The sequence below is a fragment of the Achromobacter anxifer genome, assembly GCF_903652925.1.
Taxonomy (GTDB): domain Bacteria; phylum Pseudomonadota; class Gammaproteobacteria; order Burkholderiales; family Burkholderiaceae_B; genus Achromobacter; species Achromobacter anxifer.
This window is the reverse complement of sequence record NZ_CAHLAR010000017.1, coordinates 96,601-114,606: the sequence shown is the minus strand read 5'-3', so window position 1 is coordinate 114,606 and position 18,006 is coordinate 96,601. Positions and strand designations below refer to the sequence as shown.

General features: G+C 67.4%; 15 protein-coding genes and 2 pseudogenes. 4 read left to right on the top strand and 13 right to left on the bottom strand.

Features of this window, described 5'->3' with window-relative positions:
• Both HWY37_RS32495 and HWY37_RS32490 read right to left on the bottom strand, forming a co-directional pair.
• Positions 1-627, bottom strand: a pseudogene (locus tag HWY37_RS32495) (NADP-dependent malic enzyme); the annotation flags it as partial.
• A gap of 210 nt (positions 628-837) precedes the next feature.
• A complete protein-coding gene (locus HWY37_RS32490; RefSeq protein ID WP_176090720.1) occupies positions 838-1,788 on the bottom strand; it encodes an FAD-binding oxidoreductase in 951 nt (316 codons plus the stop codon).
• Between the two features lie 43 nt (positions 1,789-1,831).
• On the opposite strand from HWY37_RS32490, the gene HWY37_RS32485 reads away from it, so the two are divergent.
• Positions 1,832-2,992: a pyridoxal phosphate-dependent aminotransferase gene (locus HWY37_RS32485; protein ID WP_175209653.1), complete on the top strand. Its 1,161-nt coding sequence runs from the start codon at positions 1,832-1,834 to the stop codon at positions 2,990-2,992.
• A 71-nt stretch (positions 2,993-3,063) separates the two neighbouring features.
• Here HWY37_RS32485 and HWY37_RS32480 read toward each other — a convergent pair whose 3' ends face one another.
• Positions 3,064-3,882: a lytic transglycosylase domain-containing protein gene (locus tag HWY37_RS32480; RefSeq protein WP_176090719.1), complete on the bottom strand. Its 819-nt coding sequence runs from the start codon at positions 3,880-3,882 to the stop codon at positions 3,064-3,066.
• Positions 3,883-3,964: 82 nt separating this feature from the next.
• Between HWY37_RS32480 and ubiD the strand changes: the two genes are divergently transcribed.
• Positions 3,965-5,509: a 4-hydroxy-3-polyprenylbenzoate decarboxylase gene (ubiD, locus tag HWY37_RS32475; protein WP_176090718.1), complete on the top strand. Its 1,545-nt coding sequence runs from the start codon at positions 3,965-3,967 to the stop codon at positions 5,507-5,509.
• 71 nt (positions 5,510-5,580) lie between these two features.
• On the opposite strand, the gene HWY37_RS32470 is transcribed toward ubiD, so the two are convergent.
• The 9 genes and pseudogenes from HWY37_RS32470 to HWY37_RS32430 form a co-directional block, all read right to left on the bottom strand.
• On the bottom strand, positions 5,581-5,946 hold the full coding sequence (locus tag HWY37_RS32470) for a hypothetical protein (protein WP_175209648.1): 366 nt from the start codon (positions 5,944-5,946) through the stop codon (positions 5,581-5,583).
• A 3-nt stretch (positions 5,947-5,949) separates the two neighbouring features.
• Positions 5,950-6,366 (bottom strand): phage holin family protein, encoded by a 417-nt coding sequence (locus tag HWY37_RS32465; RefSeq protein ID WP_175209646.1) that lies wholly within the window; start codon positions 6,364-6,366, stop codon positions 5,950-5,952.
• A gap of 69 nt (positions 6,367-6,435) precedes the next feature.
• Complete coding sequence (locus tag HWY37_RS32460; RefSeq protein WP_013395739.1) at positions 6,436-6,753, bottom strand: ElaB/YgaM/YqjD family protein; 318 nt, start codon at positions 6,751-6,753, stop codon at positions 6,436-6,438.
• An 83-nt stretch (positions 6,754-6,836) separates the two neighbouring features.
• The gene (locus tag HWY37_RS32455; protein ID WP_425485063.1) at positions 6,837-7,562 is read right to left on the bottom strand and encodes a hypothetical protein; all 726 of its coding nucleotides are present in this window, start codon (positions 7,560-7,562) and stop codon (positions 6,837-6,839) included.
• 128 nt (positions 7,563-7,690) lie between these two features.
• Complete coding sequence (locus HWY37_RS32450; protein WP_176090716.1) at positions 7,691-10,420, bottom strand: nitrate reductase; 2,730 nt, start codon at positions 10,418-10,420, stop codon at positions 7,691-7,693.
• 15 nt (positions 10,421-10,435) lie between these two features.
• Positions 10,436-11,644 (bottom strand): annotated as a pseudogene (locus HWY37_RS32445) (NAD(P)/FAD-dependent oxidoreductase); the annotation flags it as partial.
• Between the two features lie 8 nt (positions 11,645-11,652).
• Positions 11,653-12,528 (bottom strand): ABC transporter ATP-binding protein, encoded by an 876-nt coding sequence (locus tag HWY37_RS32440; RefSeq protein ID WP_176090714.1) that lies wholly within the window; start codon positions 12,526-12,528, stop codon positions 11,653-11,655.
• A 4-nt stretch (positions 12,529-12,532) separates the two neighbouring features.
• Positions 12,533-13,324, bottom strand: coding sequence for a nitrate ABC transporter permease (gene ntrB / locus HWY37_RS32435; RefSeq protein WP_246302464.1), 792 nt, complete (start codon positions 13,322-13,324; stop codon positions 12,533-12,535).
• A gap of 55 nt (positions 13,325-13,379) precedes the next feature.
• Positions 13,380-14,681 carry a CmpA/NrtA family ABC transporter substrate-binding protein gene (locus tag HWY37_RS32430; protein ID WP_175209640.1) on the bottom strand — a complete coding sequence of 434 codons (1,302 nt, stop codon included), beginning with the start codon at positions 14,679-14,681 and terminating at the stop codon, positions 13,380-13,382.
• Positions 14,682-15,076: 395 nt separating this feature from the next.
• Between HWY37_RS32430 and HWY37_RS32425 the strand changes: the two genes are divergently transcribed.
• Positions 15,077-15,661: an ANTAR domain-containing response regulator gene (locus HWY37_RS32425; RefSeq protein ID WP_175209639.1), complete on the top strand. Its 585-nt coding sequence runs from the start codon at positions 15,077-15,079 to the stop codon at positions 15,659-15,661.
• 103 nt (positions 15,662-15,764) lie between these two features.
• Positions 15,765-17,180, top strand: coding sequence for a siroheme synthase CysG (cysG, locus tag HWY37_RS32420; protein ID WP_175209638.1), 1,416 nt, complete (start codon positions 15,765-15,767; stop codon positions 17,178-17,180).
• Between the two features lie 89 nt (positions 17,181-17,269).
• Here cysG and upp read toward each other — a convergent pair whose 3' ends face one another.
• Positions 17,270-17,908 (bottom strand): uracil phosphoribosyltransferase, encoded by a 639-nt coding sequence (gene upp, locus HWY37_RS32415; protein ID WP_175209637.1) that lies wholly within the window; start codon positions 17,906-17,908, stop codon positions 17,270-17,272.
• Between the last annotated feature and the right edge of the window lie 98 nt (positions 17,909-18,006).

Sequence of the window (18,006 nt, the reverse complement as noted above, 5' to 3'; positions counted from 1 at the left end):
CAGGTCCACCATCAGGTCCAGGCAGGCCAGCGCCGCGGCGCCCGCGCCCGACGTCACCACCTTGACCTGCTTGATGTCCTTGCCCACGACCTTCAGGCCGTTGATGAAGGCGGCGGATACGCAAATCGCGGTGCCATGCTGGTCGTCGTGGAAGACGGGAATCTTCATGCGCTCGCGCAGCTTGCGCTCGACGGTGAAGCATTCCGGCGCCTTGATGTCTTCAAGGTTGATGCCGCCGAAGGTGGCTTCCAGGCCGGCGATGATCTCGACCAGCTTGTCCGGGTCGGTCTCGTTGATTTCGATGTCGAAAACATCCAGGCCGGCGAACTTCTTGAACAGCACCGCCTTGCCTTCCATCACCGGCTTGGAGGCCAGCGCGCCGATATTGCCCAGGCCCAGCACGGCGGTGCCGTTGGTGATCACGCCCACCAGGTTGCCGCGCGCCGTGTAGCGATAGACGTTGGCCGGGTCGGCCACGATCTCTTCACAGGCTGCCGCCACGCCGGGCGAATACGCCAGGGCCAGGTCGCGCTGGTTGGTGAGCTGCTTGGTCGGCGTGACCGAGATTTTGCCGGGACGCCCGTGCTCATGATATTCAAGGGCGGCTTTGCGGAGATTGGCATCCATAGGGGCGGCTACTGGCTAGAGTGTGTGACACGAAAGGGGGGAATTCTATTCCGATGGCGTGCGCCGCGATACCTCGGCTATGCCCTCTTGCCCGTTGGATCGGAATGCGCATTCCATGTTAGCGCCAGCTTACAAATTGTCGCGATTCCGCGATGCGGAAATTGTCCCTACCCTTGGGGCGGGCCTCATCCCCCTTCCGCTGGGCGGATCTCACTCTTCTCCCGCGCTACGGAACACGGGAAACCGTCCATCGGGATCGAACTGCGCCTTCACGCGGGAATCCAGGCGGGTCGTGGCCAGTCCGGGCGGCTCCGCAGGCGCAGAGACTGGTGGCGCCGGCTCGGCGTCCGTCAGCGTCACCGCCTGCACCCAGGCCAGCGTGCCGCCATGCCCCAGCAGCAGATGCGCCAGGTTGACGGTGGCGGGCGCCTCGGGCTTCAGGGCATCCAGCCGGTAGCGGCCCAGCCAGCGATCGCCATCGCGGGTGGCGAAGGCGTCCCCGCCCGAAGCCAGCTGGAACAGCGCCGGCACCAGGCGCTGAACGGTGACGGAACGCAAGGGCTGGACGTCGGCCTCGCCGAACGGACCCAGCGTTTCCTCTATGCCGTCGGCCAGCATCACATCCAGCGCCAGCACTCCGGAATCCGCACAGCGCCCGGCGGGCCAGCGGGCTGGCGCGGCCAGCCAGGCTGCCAGCGTCATGTCGCCCGGAAAGCCGGCAAATTGGCGCAGCCCGGCCTGGGTCAGCGTCGCCAGCGTCGTTCCTGGCTGGGCGCGCCACCGCCCGGTGCCGCCCGCCAGGCGGACCAGACCGCTCAAAGCGGACGGATCCACCCTGAGAACAGGACCGGGCGACGATTCGCCGGGCGACGATTCGCCGGGCGACGATTCGCCGGGCGACGCTTCGCCGGGCGACGATTCAAAAGGCCCTTCGGCCCCTTCCAGCACCAGCGTCACGCGATATTCCGCGCACAGGGTGCGCGCGTGCGCCACGTCCGCGTCCCGCGCGGGGACGAGCACGCCTCGTGGGCCTGCCGCCCCCGCCTCGCCCAGATCTCGGACCTGACCCTGGCAAAGCAGGGCCAGCCGCTCGATGAAGGACGCCCACGGGCTGCGGACCGGCCGACGGCCCAGGAGGAAAGCGCGCCGGGATGGCTGCATGACTACAATTCCTTTTTCGCTACGAAACGCCTTCGAGAATCCGATGCCCCGCCTTGCCACTCGCACCAACGACTTCCTGACCTTCCAGGTAATGGAACTATTCAAGCAAGCGCAGGCGCTGCAGGCGGCGGGCAAGGACATTATCAGCCTGGGTATCGGCGAACCGGACTTTACCGCGCCGCCCCAGGTGGTGGAAGCGCTGGAGCGCGCCGCGCGCGCCGGACTCAGCGGCTACAGCCCCTCGGCCGGCCTGACGCCGCTGCGCGAAGCCATCGCCCAGTTCTACCACGAACAATTCGGCGCCCGGATCAATCCGTCCCGCGTCATCGTCACCGCGGGCGCCTCCGGCGCGCTGACGCTGGCCTGCGCGGCGCTGGTCAACCAGGGCGGCGAAGTGCTGATGCCGGACCCGTCCTACCCCGCCAACAGCAATTTCGTGCTGGCCGCGGGCGGCGTGCCGCGCCTGATTCCGAGCACGGCGGCGAAGCGCTTCCAGCTGTCGGCCCAGGATGTGGCCAGCCACTGGACGCCGGCCACCCAGGGCGTGCTGGTCGCCTCGCCTAGCAATCCCACCGGCACTTCCATCGACCACGCCGAACTGGCCGAGCTGCTGGCGCAGGTCCGCGCCCGCGACGGCTTCGCCATCGTCGACGAAATCTACCTGGGCCTGTCCTATGAAGGCCAGCCGCGCTCGGCGCTGACCCTGGACGACGATGTCATCGTCATCAACAGCTTCTCCAAGTACTTCCACATGACCGGCTGGCGCCTGGGCTGGATGATCGTGCCCGAGGACATGGTGGCGCCGGTGGAGAAAATCGCCGCCAGCCTGGCGATCTGCGCGCCCACCCTGGCCCAGCATGCCGCGCTGGCCTGCTTCTCGGCCGGGGCGATGAAGACCTTCGAGCACCGCCGCGAAGCCTTCAAGCAGCGCCGCGACTACCTGCTGCCAGAATTCGAGCGCCTGGGGATCCAGGTGCCGGTCAAGCCCGACGGCGCCTTCTATATTTATGCCGACATCGCCAACCTGGGCATGGACAGCGCCGCCTTCTCCCAGCGCCTGCTGTTGGAGGCCGGCGTGGCCGCGGTGCCGGGGCTGGACTTCGGGCCGGCCCATGGCAAGCACACCATGCGCTTTTCCTACGCCACCGGTCTGGATCGCCTGGAAGAGGCCGTCGCCCGCATCGGCCGGCTGCTGCAGGGCTGAGTCCGGCGGCAAACCCACAAAAACAAAGCGCGTCCCGAGGGACGCGCTTTGCATTCAGGCCAGGACGGGAATCAATCGCGCGCCAGCGCGATCCCGGAGGCCAGCGCCAGGCGGCGGCGTTCCGCCTGCACCTTGGCGCCGTAGCCGTTGTCGTCGGGCCCCGTGGCGCCGACGTAGCAGGCCAGCCCGCCATCGACCGAGCCGCGGCGGTTGATACAGTCGCGCAGGATCGTGGCGCCCACGCCGATGTTGGCGGCGGGGTCCAGCGCGGTCTTGCCGACCGCGTCGAACTTGTCCTGGTGCACGCTGGTCATCACCTGCATCAGTCCCTGGGCGCCCACATGGCTTTCAGCCAGGGGGTTGTAACGGGACTCGATGGCGATGACGGCCAGGACCAGCAGCGGATCCAGCTGTTTCTCGCGGCTGACCTTGTACACGGTGTTCAAGAGCGGGCCGGTGGCGTCATAGGCGACCTTGTACTTGCGCGAAATATAGTTGCGCAAGGCTTCCGCCTGCGGACCGGTGGCGGTCAGCGCGACGGGCTTGGGCGCCGGCGGGGCGACACGGGCGGGCCCCAGCATGCCGGTGGCATTGCTGGCGGGAGCGGTGGGAACGGCCATGGCAATTGCCGACGACATGTCGGAACCCAGTTCGGAACCCGCTTCGGATTCGGAGCTGGCTTGCATGGATGAAGGCGCTAGGGCGGTCAACAAGGCTTTGTGCACTTGCAATGCCTGGTCGCGCAAACCGGGCAGGGCGAATCCCATGCTTACCGTCACAATGACCGCAATGCCCAGATAAACGGAGCAGATGCGCAGGGATTCGGCAAGATATTGGTGCACTCCTTGGGCCAGGCTACGGAACACACTGGCCACTGACGCATCGGGCATAAAACCTCCTGCGTTAAAAAAGAGGGAGTCAATGTTAACCTCTCTGTCTACCCAATATGTAACCAAATAGCTGGGATCTGTAGTGAAATACCGCGACCTTAGAGACTTCCTCGCTCAACTTGAACGCATGGGCGAGCTCAGACGCATCGCTGCGCCGGTGTCCACCCGGCTGGAAATGACTGAAATATCCGACCGCGTCCTGCGTGCGGAAGGCCCCGCCCTGCTGTTTGAAAACGCCCGGCACAACGACCAGCCCGCGCAGATGCCGGTGCTGGCCAACCTGTTCGGCACTCCCTCGCGCGTGGCCCGCGGCATGGGCGCCGACGACGTCAGCGCCCTGCGCGACATCGGCGAGCTGCTCGCCTCGCTGCGCGAGCCCGAAGCGCCCAAGGGCCTGCGCGACGCGTTGGCCAAGGTCTCGATGCTGAAGGCCGCCTTGTGGGACATGAGCCCCAAGAACGTCAAGAGCCCCGCCTGCCAGGAAATCGTCTGGGAAGGCAAGGACGTGGACCTGACGCGCCTGCCGATCCAGACCTGCTGGCCCGGCGACGTGGCGCCGCTGCTGACCTGGGGCCTGGTGATCACGCGCGGCCCCAATGCCCGCCGCCAGAACCTGGGCATCTACCGCCAGCAACTGCTGGGTCCCAACAAGCTGATCATGCGCTGGCTGTCGCACCGCGGCGGCGCGCTGGATTTCCGTGACCACGCGCTGGCCCACCCCGGCACGCCCTTCCCCATCGCCGTCGCCCTGGGCGCCGATCCGGCCACCACGCTGGGCGCCGTCACGCCGGTGCCCGACAGCCTGTCCGAATACCAGTTCGCGGGCCTCTTGCGCGGCTCCCGCACCGAAGTCGCCAAAGCCCTGGGCAGCGACCTGTCGGTGCCCGCCTGGGCCGAGATCGTGCTGGAGGGGCACCTGCTACCGTCGTCCGACCCGCGCGCCATCGCGCCCGTCGTGCCCGAAGGCGTCAACCCGCCGCCGAACACCGACTATGAAATGGCGCTGGAAGGTCCCTACGGCGACCATACCGGCTACTACAACGAGCAGGACTGGTTCCCGGTCTTCACGGTGGAACGGATCACGATGCGGCGCAATCCCATCTACCACTCCACCTATACCGGCAAGCCGCCCGACGAGCCCGCCGTGCTGGGCGTGGCGCTCAACGAGGTCTTCGTCCCGCTGCTGCGCCGCCAGCTGCCCGAGATCGTCGACTTCTACCTGCCGCCGGAAGGCTGCAGCTACCGCCTGGCGGTGGTCTCGATCCGCAAGCAGTACGCCGGCCACGCCAAGCGCGTCATGTTCGGCCTATGGAGCATCCTGCGCCAGTTCATGTACACCAAGTTCATCGTGGTGGTGGACGAGGACATCAACCCGCGCGACTGGAAGGAAGTGGTGTGGGCGATGACCACCCGCATGGACCCTGTGCGCGACACCCTGCTGGTCGAGAACACGCCCATCGACTACCTGGACTTCGCCTCACCGGTGTCCGGCCTGGGCGGCAAGATGGGCCTGGACGCCACCAACAAATGGCCCGGCGAGACCAACCGCGAATGGGGCACTCCCATCACCATGGACGCCGAGGTCAAGAAGCGGGTGGATGAGATGTGGGGGCAGTTGGGGCTTTGACCCACGGCGCTCCGCCATGAAAAAACCCGCCGTACCGGCGGGTTTTTATTTTCGCGATCGGCACCGCGGCGTCAGCGCCCGGCTTCCGCATCGCCGTCATGGCGCGAGCTCTGCCACGCCTTGAACAACTGCCAGCCGATCAGTCCGACGCCGGCGATCTTCAAGAGCTTCGAGCGCTTGCCGCCGCGCATGATCATGGCGGACAGCGACGAGCTGACGATGGGATAGCGCTTCGCCAGACTGATCGCCTGCAAGGCCCAGCGCGATGCGCCGCCCGACGCCATTCCGGGCAGCAAGCTCTTGAGCAGCGCGGCGGGTTCCAGCTTGCGGCCGGTGGACGCGATGCTCTGCGCCAGCGATTCGCGTTCGATGGCGGCGCGGGCGCGCAGCAGCTCGATGCGCACGGCGCGGTCGACGGTGGGAGACCTTTTCGTCATGCTTCAGCCCTCCTCGCGCCGGCGCGCCTGCGCCTCGTCATCGTCTTGCGCGTCGCGCACCCGTTCCAGCAGTTCGGCGTCGCGCCCGAGTTCCTCGAGCGTGGCGGCGAACGGCGGGGCGCCGTAGACCAACCCATGCCGGACCATCGCCAGCAGGATCACGCCGACCAGGCCATAGAAGCCCGCCAGCAGGCCCAAGGCCAGATAGCGGTCTTCGGTAGGCCAGAACGCCACTGCAACGGTGACCGTGAAGACCAGCACAGCCAATGTCAGGAACAGCAGCGCAGCAAACGCCATGCCCAGCAGTTTGAGCAGGCGTGCCTTTTCATCGGCCGCTTCGAGCGCCAGCAGTTCCAGGCGCGTGCGCAACAGCCCGACCACGCTGGAGGCAACGCCGAAAACAGATTTTCGTAGACCCATGGCTGAAAAGGACGCCGGGCGGGAAGCGCGGCCAAACGCCCGCGCCGCCCGCCCGGATGTCCTGCCCTATCAGCGGCGGCTGATCAGCAAACCGAGCAGCAGGCCGGTCACGCCTGCGATGCCGATGGCTTGCCAGGGATTGTCATGCACGTAGTCGTCCGTCGCACGGGCTGCCTTGCGGCCGCGCTCCAGCACGGCGTCCTGCGCTTCGTACAAGGCTTCGCGCGTGCGCTTCAGGGACGTCAGCGCGCGGTCGCGCAATTCATTGGCCTTGTCGCCCGTGCTGCTGGCGGCTTCGCGCAGCAGGCTTTCGGCGTCATTCAGGCTGGACTTGACACTGTCGATGAGTTTTTCTTTTGCGACTTCTTCGGATTTTCTCGTGGCCATTATTTGAGCTCCTGTTGTGTGTCAATGACGGAACCATCATACCAGCCGCCATGCAGGCCGCATGGCGGGCTTGCTACGGTGTGCTACTTGATTTGCGTAATCTCAACCGCGGACTTGACGCCGCCCTGGTCGATGTCCTGCTTCATCACCAGGTTGAGCGCCGGGCAGTACCAGTCCGTCACCTTGGTGTTCATGCCGGGGATGGGAATGGTCAGGCCCTGGAAAGTGGCCATGGTGGGATCCGAATTGCGCGTGTACGAAATCGGATGGCAGGATTGCGCGCCCAAGGCGGTATGCACCGAGGCCTTCTGGCCCACGGTTTTTTCGCCGATGCGCACCGTCGTGCTGGGCTGTCCGCCCACCGGCGCTTCCTTGCCGATCTTCAGCCGGAAGGATGAACCCGGCAGCTTCTGCCCGCTGCTGAGGTTGCCGTCATAGGCGAAGAGCCCCAGCATGCGCAGGTCGAACTGGCCTTCCGACGGTTGCGGCGCCTCGCCCGCGTTGGCGTAGCGCACGAAGGTGGCCTGGCCGCCCTTGACGGTCATGAGGTAGTCCAGCTTGGATTTGCCCGGAGGCAGGCCCGCGTAGCTGAACGTGGCCACGCCCTGCACTCGCGCGCGGCAATTGTCTCCATTGCTTTTTGTAACTTCGGCGAAGGTCAGGTCGGCGCCCAGCGCCAGGTTGCCGGTGCCGGTCAGTTGCACGGCGCCGCCGTCATGCATGAATTGCGCGTCGCACACGCCGGCCTGCGCCGCAGCGGCAGCCCCCAGCGCGCCCGCCGTAAAAATCAGGGATGCCATTTTTCGCATCGTCACAAGCCACTCCATGAATCCGGATAGAAACCGCCCGCGCCTGGCGCAAGGCTGGCTTGATACTACACCGGTTGCGCGGCCCGGCGCGTGTCGGAACGTGTCGGCCACGGCCACGCCAGCAGCGGCTACGCGGGAACGGCGGCGCGCGCGGCTCGGCCGACCAGTGCCTGGATCTCCGGTACGCAGGAGCCGCAACCCGTGCCGCAGCCCAGCGTGGCTTTCAAGGCCGCCAGATCGCAGCCCCGGGCGATACCGGCCAAGATCGCAGCCTCGCTCACGCCACTGCAAACGCAGACCGCGCGCGAGCGGACCGCGCCCGCGATCCGCCCCGTCAGCAGCGCCGCCACGCTGGCTGGCGCCTCGCCGCCGCCGGCCCAGGACAACAGTGCATCCTGCGCCCGCAGATCGCCTGCCAGCAAAAAGCCATGCAACACGCCCTGCTCCAGTCGCACCCTGCGCATCTGGCCACGCGCGGGGTCGTCGAAAGCCACGTCGGGTCGGAGCAGGCCGAGCGCATCCGCCATCGCTTCCAGCATCTCAACCGGCGGCGCGGCGGGGGCCGCCAGACGCATCCGCACCCCGCCCGCGCCCACGGGCAGGACGACCGCGTAATCAAAGCGCCGCAACCACGGCGCCAGGCGCGCGCGCAGCACGGCGCCATCGCCCTGCAACCAGCCCGCGGCCTGCCATGGCAGGCCCGCCGGTACGGCGGACACGGCGCTGTGCTTGAGTTCCGGCTGGCGCGAAATGGGGTCGGCGGCCGGATTGGTCAACGCGTTCACCCCCAACCCGGCCATGTAGGCGCTGCCCCAGTGCATGGGCAGGAACGCCTGTCCCGCTGCCAGCGAATCGTCCGCCTGCACCGGTAGCACCACACTACCCCGGCGCGATGCCAGCCTGACCAGCGCGCCGGGTTCCAGCTTGAGCCGGCGCATGTCCTCGGGATTCATGGACACCCACGGTTCCTCGACATGCTGCGTCAGGGCGCGGGCCAGGGATGTGCGCGCCAGGGTGTGCCAATGGTCGCGCAGGCGGCCTGTGGTGAGCCGTAGCGGGTATTCCGACGTAGCGGCTTCCGCGACGGGACGGTAATCCACGTCGCAGAAGCGGGCGCGTCCGCTGGCCGTGGGAAACATGCCATCGGCATACAGGCGCGCCGTGCCCTGCCCCTGCCGGTACGGCCATTGCTGCGGTCCGTGTGCATGCAGCGTCGCGTAATCCAGGCCGCTGTAGTCCAGGTCCCGGCCCGCCGTCGTGCGGGCATGCTCGGCGAAGACCTCGCTTTCATCCCGGTAGGCGAACAGCGCCGCTTTGTGCGGGGCCATGCGGGCGGCCAGGCGCAGCGCGACCGCCTGCGCCAGACGCCAGTCCGGCTGCGCGTCGCCGGGCGGATCGATGGCTGCGCGCACCCGGCTGATGCAGCGTTCCGAATTGGTCACGGTGCCGGACTTCTCGGGCCAGGTCGCGGCCGGCAGCACCAGGTCTGCGTAGGCCAGGGTCTCGGTGCCCGCGTAGGCCTCCTGCACGATGACGAATTCGGCGCGTTCCAGCGCCGCGCGCACCCGCGCCTGGTCCGGCAGGGACTGCGCCGGGTTGGTGGCCGCGATCCACAGCACCTTGATGCGCCCTTCCAGCGCCGCGTCGAACATCTCCAGCGCGCTGGCGCCCGGCGCCTGCGGCAAGGCATCCACGCCCCACAGCGCGGCGCTTGCCTCGCGGTCGGCGGCCGACGCGGGATCGCGGTGACCCGGCAGCAGCGTGGCCATGCCGCCGGCCTCCCGCCCGCCCATGGCATTGGGCTGACCCGTCAGCGAGAACGGCCCGGCGCCAGGTTTGCCGATCTGTCCGGTCGCCAGATGCAGATGTATCAGCGCGGCGTTCTTGTCGGTGCCGCTGGCCGACTGGTTCAAGCCCATGGTGTAGAGCGAGAGCGCCGCGCCCGACGAGCCGAACCAGCGCGCCGCCCGGACAATGTCCTGCGCCGGCACGCCGCAGATCGCCTGCGCCGCTTGCGGCGTGTACCGCCGCGCGCGCGCCATCAGGGGTTCGAAACCTTCCGTATGCCGCTGGATGTAGCCGTGGTCCAGCAGCCCCTCCTGCTCCAGGACATTGAGCATGGCGTGGAACAAGGCCACATCCGTGCCCGGCGCCAGTTGCAGGTGCAGATCGGCGAATGCCGCGGTGTCGGTACGCCGCGGGTCCGCGACGATGATCTTCATGCCCGGACGCCGCGCCCGCGCGGCCTCCAGCCGCCGGAACAGCACGGGATGCGCATAGGCCATGTTGGAACCGGCGATCAGCACCGTGTCAGCCAGGTCCAGGTCTTCGTAGCAGGCCGGCGGCGCATCCGCGCCCAGCGTGCGCTTGTAGCCCGAGACCGCGCTGGACATGCACAGGCGCGAATTGGTGTCGATGTTGTTGGTGCCGGCCAGCGCGCGGGCCAGCTTGTTGAAGACCGCGTAGTCCTCGGTCAGCAACTGTCCCGACAGGTAGAAGCCCAAGGCGTCCGGACCATGTTGCGCAATGGTGTCGGCCAACCTCGACGCCACGATGTCCAGCGCCTGGTCCAGCGCGATGGCGCGCATGGACTCGGCGCGCGTCTCGCGCCATTGCGCCGATAGCACGCGCGCGCCGTCGCGCCGCACCGTGTCCGCCAGCGCCAGGCCCTTGCTGCAGAGCCTGCCATGGTTGGCTGGGTGGCGCTCGTCGCCGCGCACGCGCACCACGGCGCCGTCGCGCGCTTCCACCCGCACGCCACAGCCGGTGCCGCAATAGCAGCACACCGAAGCCACTTCGCGCACGCCTTGCTGCGTCGCGTCCACGATATCGATCCGGCGGGCCATGGGCGCGTCCATTCCTTAATTTTCCCCCGCCGCTTCGCCGTGCATGAGCCGTTCGCGCAAAGCGCCGATGCGCCGGCCTTCGCGGATCAGGCGCACATACCAGGTGCTGTCCGCCGTATCGCCATACAGGCAGGCGCCCACCAGTCTGTCGTCGCGGATCACCAGCTTCTTGTAGACGCCACCCGGCGTGTCGGCCAGCGTGATCGACTCGGTCTGCTGGCCTCCGGCGAAATCGCCGGCGGAAAACAGGTCGATGCCGGTGACCTTGAGGCGCGTTGAAGCCACGCTGCCTTCGTAGCGGCTGATGCCATGTAGCGCCAGGTGGTTGGCCGCCACCTTCGCCTGTTCGTACAAGGGCGCGACCAGCCCATAGGCGGTGCCGCGATGGCTCACGCATTCGCCCACCGCGTAGATGCGCGGGTCGTAGGTCTGCAAGGTGTCGCTGACCACCACGCCGCGGTTCACATGCAGGCCGCAGCGCTCGGCCAGTTCAGTGTTGGGCCTGACACCCACCGCCATCACCACCAGGTCCGCCAGAATCTCTTCCCCGTCCGCGAAGCGCAGCGCGCGCACCCGCCCGTCGGCACCGGCCAGAATCTCGCGGGTCTGGCGCCCCAGCAGGAACTTCAAGCCGCGCGCCTCCAGGCCGCGGCGCAGCATGGCTGCGGCGCCGCTGTCCAGCTGCCGGTCCAGCAGCGCTTCCCCCAGATGCACCACGGCCACGTCCATGCCGCGCGCGGCCAGGCCGTTGGCAGCCTCCAGACCCAGCAGGCCGCCGCCTATCACCACCGCGTGCCGGTAGCGCGCAGACGCTTCTATCATGCGGTTCACGTCGCGGATATCGCGAAAGGCGACCACGCCATCCAGCTCGCGGCCCGGCACCGGCAGGATGAAGGGATTCGAGCCGGTGGCCAGCAGCAGCCTGTCATAAGGCGTCTCGGAGCCATCGTCCGCCAGCACGGTACGCCGGGCGCGGTTCACGCCCGCGACCTTGCGGTTCAGCAGCAGGCGGATGCCGTGGCGGGCATACCAGTCCTCGTCATTGAGCACGATGTCCCGCAAGCTCTGCTCGCCCGTCAGCACCGGCGACAGCAGGATGCGGTTGTAGTTGGGGTACGGCTCGGCGCCGAACACCGTGATCTCGTACAGATCGGGCGTCAGCTTCAGCAGTTCTTCCAGCGTGCGTATGCCCGCCATGCCATTGCCGACCACCACCAGCTTCTGCTTCGCATCCATGGCTGTCTCTAGGCGACCGCGCGCGATGCGCCGGCCTCGGCCAGCGGCTGCGGCTCCGCATCCAGCGCGGCGTTTGCCTGGATTGCCGTTTGCGAGCGTTCGGGATTGCCATGGCGGCGATGCAGGAAGTCCACCACCGCCGCGCGGCACGCCAGATAGATGGCGTCATTGGCCAGACGCACGCGGTCGCGCGGACGCGGCAGGGGCACGGCCAGGATCTCGCCGATGGTCGCGGCCGGGCCGTTGGTCAGCATCACGATGCGGTCGGACAGCAGCACCGCCTCGTCGACGTCGTGCGTGACCATGACGGTGGTGGTGCGCGTCTTGGCGACGATCTTCAACAGCTCGTCCTGCAGATGCGCCCGGGTCAGCGCATCGAGCGCGCCGAAGGGTTCGTCCATCAGCAGCACGTCCGGCTCGATCGCCAGCGCCCGCGCAATGCCCACCCGCTGCTTCATGCCGCCGGAGATTTCGCGCGGCAGCTTGTGTTGCGCCGGCAAGAGCCCCACCAGGTCCAGCGCGGCGCTTGTGCGCTCGGCCAGCTGCGGCCGTTTTTCGCTAGCGCCGAACACGCGCTCCACCGCCAGGTACACGTTCTGGAAGCAGCTCAACCAGGGCAGCAGCGAATGGTTTTGGAACACCACCGCGCGGTCGGGCCCGGGGCCTGTGATCTCGCGCTCGGCGCACAGCAGCACGCCGCTGGTGGGACGGGTCAGGCCCGCGATGAGATTGAGCAAGGTCGATTTGCCGCAGCCGGAATGGCCGATCAGCGTGATGAACTCGCCCTGCTCCACGGTCAGGTCGATGTCGCGCAGCGCCACGAATGCGCCCTTGCGGGTGTTGAACGTCTGGCCCACGCGCTCGATGCGTACATGTTTCTTCATGGCGCTATTCCTCGGTGTAGGTGTAGCGGCGGGCCAGGGCAACCAATAGGGTTTCCAGCAGCAGCCCGACGATGCCGATCACGAAAATGGCGATGACGATGTGCTCTACCTTCAGGTTGTTCCATTCGTCCCAGAGCCAGAAGCCGATGCCCGTGCCGCCGGTCAGCATTTCAGCCGCCACGATCACCAGCCACGCGGTGCCGATGGACAGGCGCACGCCGGTCAGCATGTAGGGCAGCACGGCGGGCAGCAGCACCTTGGTGGTCACCTTCCATTCGGACAGGTTCAGCACCCGCGCCACGTTCAGGTAGTCCTGCGGCACGCGCGCCACGCCGACCGCGGTATTGATGATCATCGGCCAGATCGAACAGATGAAGATGGCCCATACGGCGGCCGGATTGGCTGCCTTGAACAGCAGCAGCCCCAACGGCAGCCAGGCCAGCGGCGACACCGGCCGCAGCAGGCTGACGATGGGCGAGAACATCGCCCGCACCGCCGCATAGCGGCCGATGGCAAAGCCTGCGGGTATGCCGACCAGCGCGGCCAGGCCGAAACCGATAGCCACGCGCTGCAGCGATGCCAGCAGGTTCCAGCCTATGCCCTTGTCATTGGGACCGTTGTCATAGAACGGATCGGAAAAAAGTTCGACGGCGGCCCGCCAGGTGACGCCCGGCGTGGGAATTTCCGGTATCCGCATCGCCACCACCTGCCATACCAGCACAAACAGCGCGAAGCCCGCCACGGGCCCCACCACGGCCCGCAGCGCGGACTCCAGGCGTTCGCGCCAAAGGGCCATGAGTTCATCGCCGCGGCTCATACTCGTTGCGTTAGACATTGCGTGCCCCTCTTTTTCAGGCCTTGACCTTGAATCCGTCGGCGTAGGCGGCAGGGTTGCTGCCGTCCCAGACCACGCCGTCGATGAGTTTCGAAGTGCGCATCTCGCTGGCCGGCAGCGCCACGCCGGCGGCCTGCGCGGCCTGCTTGTAGAGATCGATCCGGTTGATCTGTTTCGCCATCGCCAGATAATCGGGATGTTCCTTCAGCAGCCCCCAGCGCTTGTGCTGCGTCAGGAACCACATACCGTCGCTCAGGTACGGGAAGTTGGCGGCGCCATCGGCGTAAAAGCGCATGGCGTGCTCGTCCGTCCAGCTTTTCCCCAGCCCGTCGTCGTAGCGGCCTAGCATGCGGTCGACGATGCCGCTGGCGTCCGTATTGACGTAGGACTTGGCCGCAATGGTCTCGGCGGCCTTCTGGCGGTTGGCGGGCGAGGCATCGATCCACTTGCCGGCTTCGAGTATGGCGGCCGTCACCGCACGGGCCGTGTTCGGATGGCGCGACACGAAGTCCGCGCTGGTGCCCAGCACCTTCTCGGGGTGATCCGTCCAGATGCCTTGCGAGGCGACGGCGGTGTAGCCGATCTTGTCCAGGATGGCGCGCGCGCCCCAGGGCTCGCCCACGCAGTAGCCGTCCATATTGCCCACGCGCATGTTGGCGACCATCTGCGGCGGCGGCACGGTGATGACCTTGGCGTCCTTCATGGGATGGATGCCGTAGGTCGCCAGCCAGTAGTACAGCCACATCGCGTGCGTGCCGGTAGGGAAGGTCTGGGCAAAGGTGTACTCGCGCTTGTCGGACGCCATCAGCCTGGCCAACGATTCGCCGTCGCGCACGCCCGCCTCCAGCAGCTTGTTCGACAGTGTGATGGCCTGGCCGTTCTGGTTCAGGCTCATCAGCACGGCCATGTCCTTCTTCGGTCCGCCTATGCCCAGGTGCACGCCGTAGATCAGGCCGTAGAGCACGTGCGCCATGTCCAGTTCGCCGTTCATGAGCTTATCGCGCACGGCGGCCCAGGACGCTTCCTTGGAGGGCGTGATCGTCACGCCGTGCTTCTTGTCCAGGCCCAGCACCGAGGCCATCACGACCGAGGCGCAGTCGGTCAGCGGAATGAAGCCGATCTTGACCTCGGTCTTCTCGGGCGCGTCGGTGCCGGCGGCCCAGGCGCCGGCGCGCACCAGCGGATCGACCAGGGACAGCAGGCTGGCGCCGGCCACCGCGCGCGCCGTGCCGCAGAGCCATTTGCGGCGTGCGGCATTGGCGCTGGGGTCCCCGGCCGTTGCGGCTTCGGTGGAGGGGCTACGGGTCGGTGGCGTCATGCATGGCTCCTGGCAAAAAAAAACGTCCCGCGCGCCCGGGATTCCCATCCGAAGGCGCTGCGGAACGTCGTTGTCCCTTGCCGCAAGTCGCGGCGCGTTGCGTCGGGCAACCTTCGTTGGCAGCCCGATTCCACTGAAGCAAACGCTGTGCCAGAAAGAAAAAAACATGGTCAGAATGCCCGCCAGGCCGCGCCTGCGCTGGCGCTGCTCCGCGAACCCGAGCGTGGCCCTCACGGTCGGAAAACAGGGCGCGAACCAACTTGGTGCGTGACCGGTTGCAGCAGCGCACCATCGGCGTGCGGCCCGAGCGCTGCGGCTGTGCGCGACTGACGGCCCGCGCCGCGAAATGCGATGGCATGGAACTTGCGTGATCGGAAGCATCAGAGGGGAATCTCATGCTCAAGGTCATGCTGCTCAACGATGGCGAAGGACGCGCGGCTTCGCTGCGGCAGACGCTGGCCGCGGCAGGCGTGCACGTCGTGGCCGAAATGGCGCCGGGCATGGACCTGGCCGCCGCCATCGCTCAGGCCGCGCCCGACGTGGTGTTGATAGACAGCGATGCGCCCGGCCGCGACACGCTGGAAAACGTCTGTGTGGCCAGCGAGCACAGTGATCGCCCGGTGGTGATGTTCACCGATAACGGCAATCGAGAAACCATACGCGGCGCCTTGCGCGCCGGAGTCGCGGCCTACGTGGTGGGCGACGTACCTGCCGGACGCATCGAGCCGCTGCTGACGGTGGCGATCGAGCGCTTCGCCATGGAGAAGTCACGGCGCGAGGAACTGCGCGAAGCGCAATTGCGCCTGGCCGACCGCCAGTGGGTGGAAAAAGCCAAGGGCATCCTGATGAAGGCGCGTTCGATTTCCGAGGACGAGGCCCACGGCTTGTTGCGCCAGCGCGCCATGCAAAACCAGAAACGGCTGGGCGAGGTCGCCCGCGAAGTGGTGGAGATGAACGCCTGGCTGGGTAAATCCGCTTAATAAGCTTTGGTTATATGAAACAAAGAAATCAAAAGTTGTGGGGATGAAGCCCCCTTCCTATGATCCAACGACACTATGCCGGGTACGCCCGAGGCGGGCATTCATGAAGCTTTTCCCGATTTTTGCCGATCTGAAAGACAGGCTGGTCCTGGTGGTAGGCGGCGGCGCCGTCGCCGAGCGCAAGACGCTGTCGCTGCTGGAAGCCTCGGCCGATGTGCTTGTGGGCGCGCCGGAACTGACCCCCGCCCTGGCAGCCCTGGTCGCCGAAGGCCGCATCCGCCACCTGGCAGGACGCTTCGACCCCGCCTGGCTCGACGAGGTCTGGCTGGTGGTCGCCGCCACCGACGACCGCGACACGAACGCCGCGGTTTCCGCGGCGGCCGGCAGCCGGCGCATATTCAGCAACGTGGTGGACGACCCGGAACTGTCCTCCTTCCAGGTGCCGTCCATCGTCGACCGCTCACCGGTCATCGTCGCCATTTCCTCGTCCGGCGTGGCGCCGGTGCTGGCGCGGCGCATCCGGGAACGCATCGAATCCCTGTTCGACCACACCCTGGGCCAGCTGGCCGGGCTGGCCGCCAGCTACCGCAAGCGCATCCGCGCCAGCCACCCCGACCTGGGCGCGCGCCGCCGCTTCTATGACTGGCTGCTGGACGGCCCAGTAGCCGGCTTCCTGCGCCAGCAGCAACCGGCCCAGGCCGAGGCCGCGCTGGCGGCCGCCCTGGCCGATCCGGCCGCGCCGGCCGCCGGCAGCGTGGCGCTGGTGGGCGCCGGCCCGGGCGATCCCGGCCTGCTGACGCTGAAGGCGTTGCGCGCGCTGAACGAGGCCGACGTGATACTCCATGACCGGCTGGTCAGCGGCGACGTCATGTCGCTGGCGCGCCGCGATGCCGAGCGCGTGCCGGTCGGCAAGCTGCCCGGCGAAGACCATAACGCCACCCAGGCGCGCATCCACCGGCTGATGGTCGAGCACGCCCGCGCCGGCCGCCGGGTCGTGCGGCTGAAAGGCGGCGACGCCTTCATCTTCGGCCGGGGCGGCGAAGAACTGGAATACCTTCGCGCGCACGGCGTGCGCTATGAAGTGGTGCCGGGCATCACCGCCGCGCTGGCCTGTGCGGCCTACGCCGGAATTCCGCTGACGCACCGGGAACACGCCCAGTCCGTCCGCCTGGTCACCGCGCACTGCCGCGAGGACGAGGACAACCTGGATTGGCCCGCGCTGGCGCGAGAAAAACAGACCCTGGCCTTCTATATGGGCGTGGGCCAGCTGGATTTGCTGACCGCCCGCCTGCTGGACCACGGCCGCTCGCCGCACACGCCCTTCGCGCTGATCGAGAACGGCAGCCGGCCCGAACAACGCGTGCTGTCCGGCACGCTGGAACAGCTGCCGGCCCTGGCCGCCGAGCACGCCATCCGCTCCCCCGCGCTGCTGATCGTGGGCGAGGTGGCGGGGCTGGCGCCGCAGTTGCAATGGTTCGGGGAGCACCTGGACGGCCGGGTGGAAAGAATGGCGGCCTGAAGGTTTGCCCCAGCAGGCCGTGGCCTGCACAAATGAAAAAACGCCAGCCGGAATCCGGGCTGGCGTTTTTTTGTCGGGCGTCCGAAGCGCTATTCGGTCTTCTGCGTGGTGCCGAAAATGCGGTCGCCCGCGTCACCCAGCCCAGGCATGATGTAGCCGTTTTCGTTCAGGCCGTCATCGATGGACGCGGTGTAGATGTGCACGTCCGGGTGCTTGGCCAGCACGGTGTCGATGCCGACCGGCGCCGCGACCAGCACCAGGGCGCGGATTTCCTTGCAGCCGGCGCGCTTGAGCAGGTCGATGGCGGCGACCATGGAGCCGCCGGTGGCCAGCATGGGATCGACGATCAGGGCCAGGCGCTGGTCCAGTTCGCCCACCAGGCGCTCCAGGTAGGTATGGGCTTCCAGGGTCTCTTCGTTGCGGGCCACGCCCACCACGCTGACCTTGGCGCCGGGGATCAGGCTGAGCACGCCGTCCAGCATGCCGATACCGGCGCGCAGGATGGGCACCACGGTGACTTTCTTGCCGGCGATCTTCTCGACCTGCACCGACCCACACCAGCCTTCGACCGTGGCGGGCGCCAGCGGCAGGTCCTTGGACGCCTCGTAAGTGAGCAGCGCGCCCACTTCCTGCGACAGCTCACGGAAGCTCTTGGTGCTGAGGTCGGCGCGGCGCATGATCCCGAGCTTGTGGCGGATCAGCGGATGGCGGATTTCGTGCACGGGCATGTGCGTAACTCTCCAGAATATTGATAGACAGGGTTTTCGCCTCAGGCGGAACCAAGACGGCGGCGCGCTTGCGTCGCCCGTCGTCGAGCCACATCTGA

Coding starts and splice junctions, on each gene's coding strand:
- HWY37_RS32490 (WP_176090720.1), bottom strand. CDS start 1,788: ATGCAGCCATCCCGGCGCGCTTTCCTCCTGGGCCGTCGGCCGGTCCGC.
- HWY37_RS32485 (WP_175209653.1), top strand. CDS start 1,832: ATGCCCCGCCTTGCCACTCGCACCAACGACTTCCTGACCTTCCAGGTA.
- HWY37_RS32480 (WP_176090719.1), bottom strand. CDS start 3,882: ATGCCCGATGCGTCAGTGGCCAGTGTGTTCCGTAGCCTGGCCCAAGGA.
- HWY37_RS32470 (WP_175209648.1), bottom strand. CDS start 5,946: ATGACGAAAAGGTCTCCCACCGTCGACCGCGCCGTGCGCATCGAGCTG.
- HWY37_RS32465 (WP_175209646.1), bottom strand. CDS start 6,366: ATGGGTCTACGAAAATCTGTTTTCGGCGTTGCCTCCAGCGTGGTCGGG.
- HWY37_RS32460 (WP_013395739.1), bottom strand. CDS start 6,753: ATGGCCACGAGAAAATCCGAAGAAGTCGCAAAAGAAAAACTCATCGAC.
- HWY37_RS32455 (WP_425485063.1), bottom strand. CDS start 7,562: ATGCGAAAAATGGCATCCCTGATTTTTACGGCGGGCGCGCTGGGGGCT.
- HWY37_RS32450 (WP_176090716.1), bottom strand. CDS start 10,420: ATGGACGCGCCCATGGCCCGCCGGATCGATATCGTGGACGCGACGCAG.
- HWY37_RS32440 (WP_176090714.1), bottom strand. CDS start 12,528: ATGAAGAAACATGTACGCATCGAGCGCGTGGGCCAGACGTTCAACACC.
- ntrB (WP_246302464.1), bottom strand. CDS start 13,324: ATGGCCCTTTGGCGCGAACGCCTGGAGTCCGCGCTGCGGGCCGTGGTG.
- HWY37_RS32430 (WP_175209640.1), bottom strand. CDS start 14,681: ATGACGCCACCGACCCGTAGCCCCTCCACCGAAGCCGCAACGGCCGGG.
- HWY37_RS32425 (WP_175209639.1), top strand. CDS start 15,077: ATGCTCAAGGTCATGCTGCTCAACGATGGCGAAGGACGCGCGGCTTCG.
- cysG (WP_175209638.1), top strand. CDS start 15,765: ATGAAGCTTTTCCCGATTTTTGCCGATCTGAAAGACAGGCTGGTCCTG.
- upp (WP_175209637.1), bottom strand. CDS start 17,908: ATGCCCGTGCACGAAATCCGCCATCCGCTGATCCGCCACAAGCTCGGG.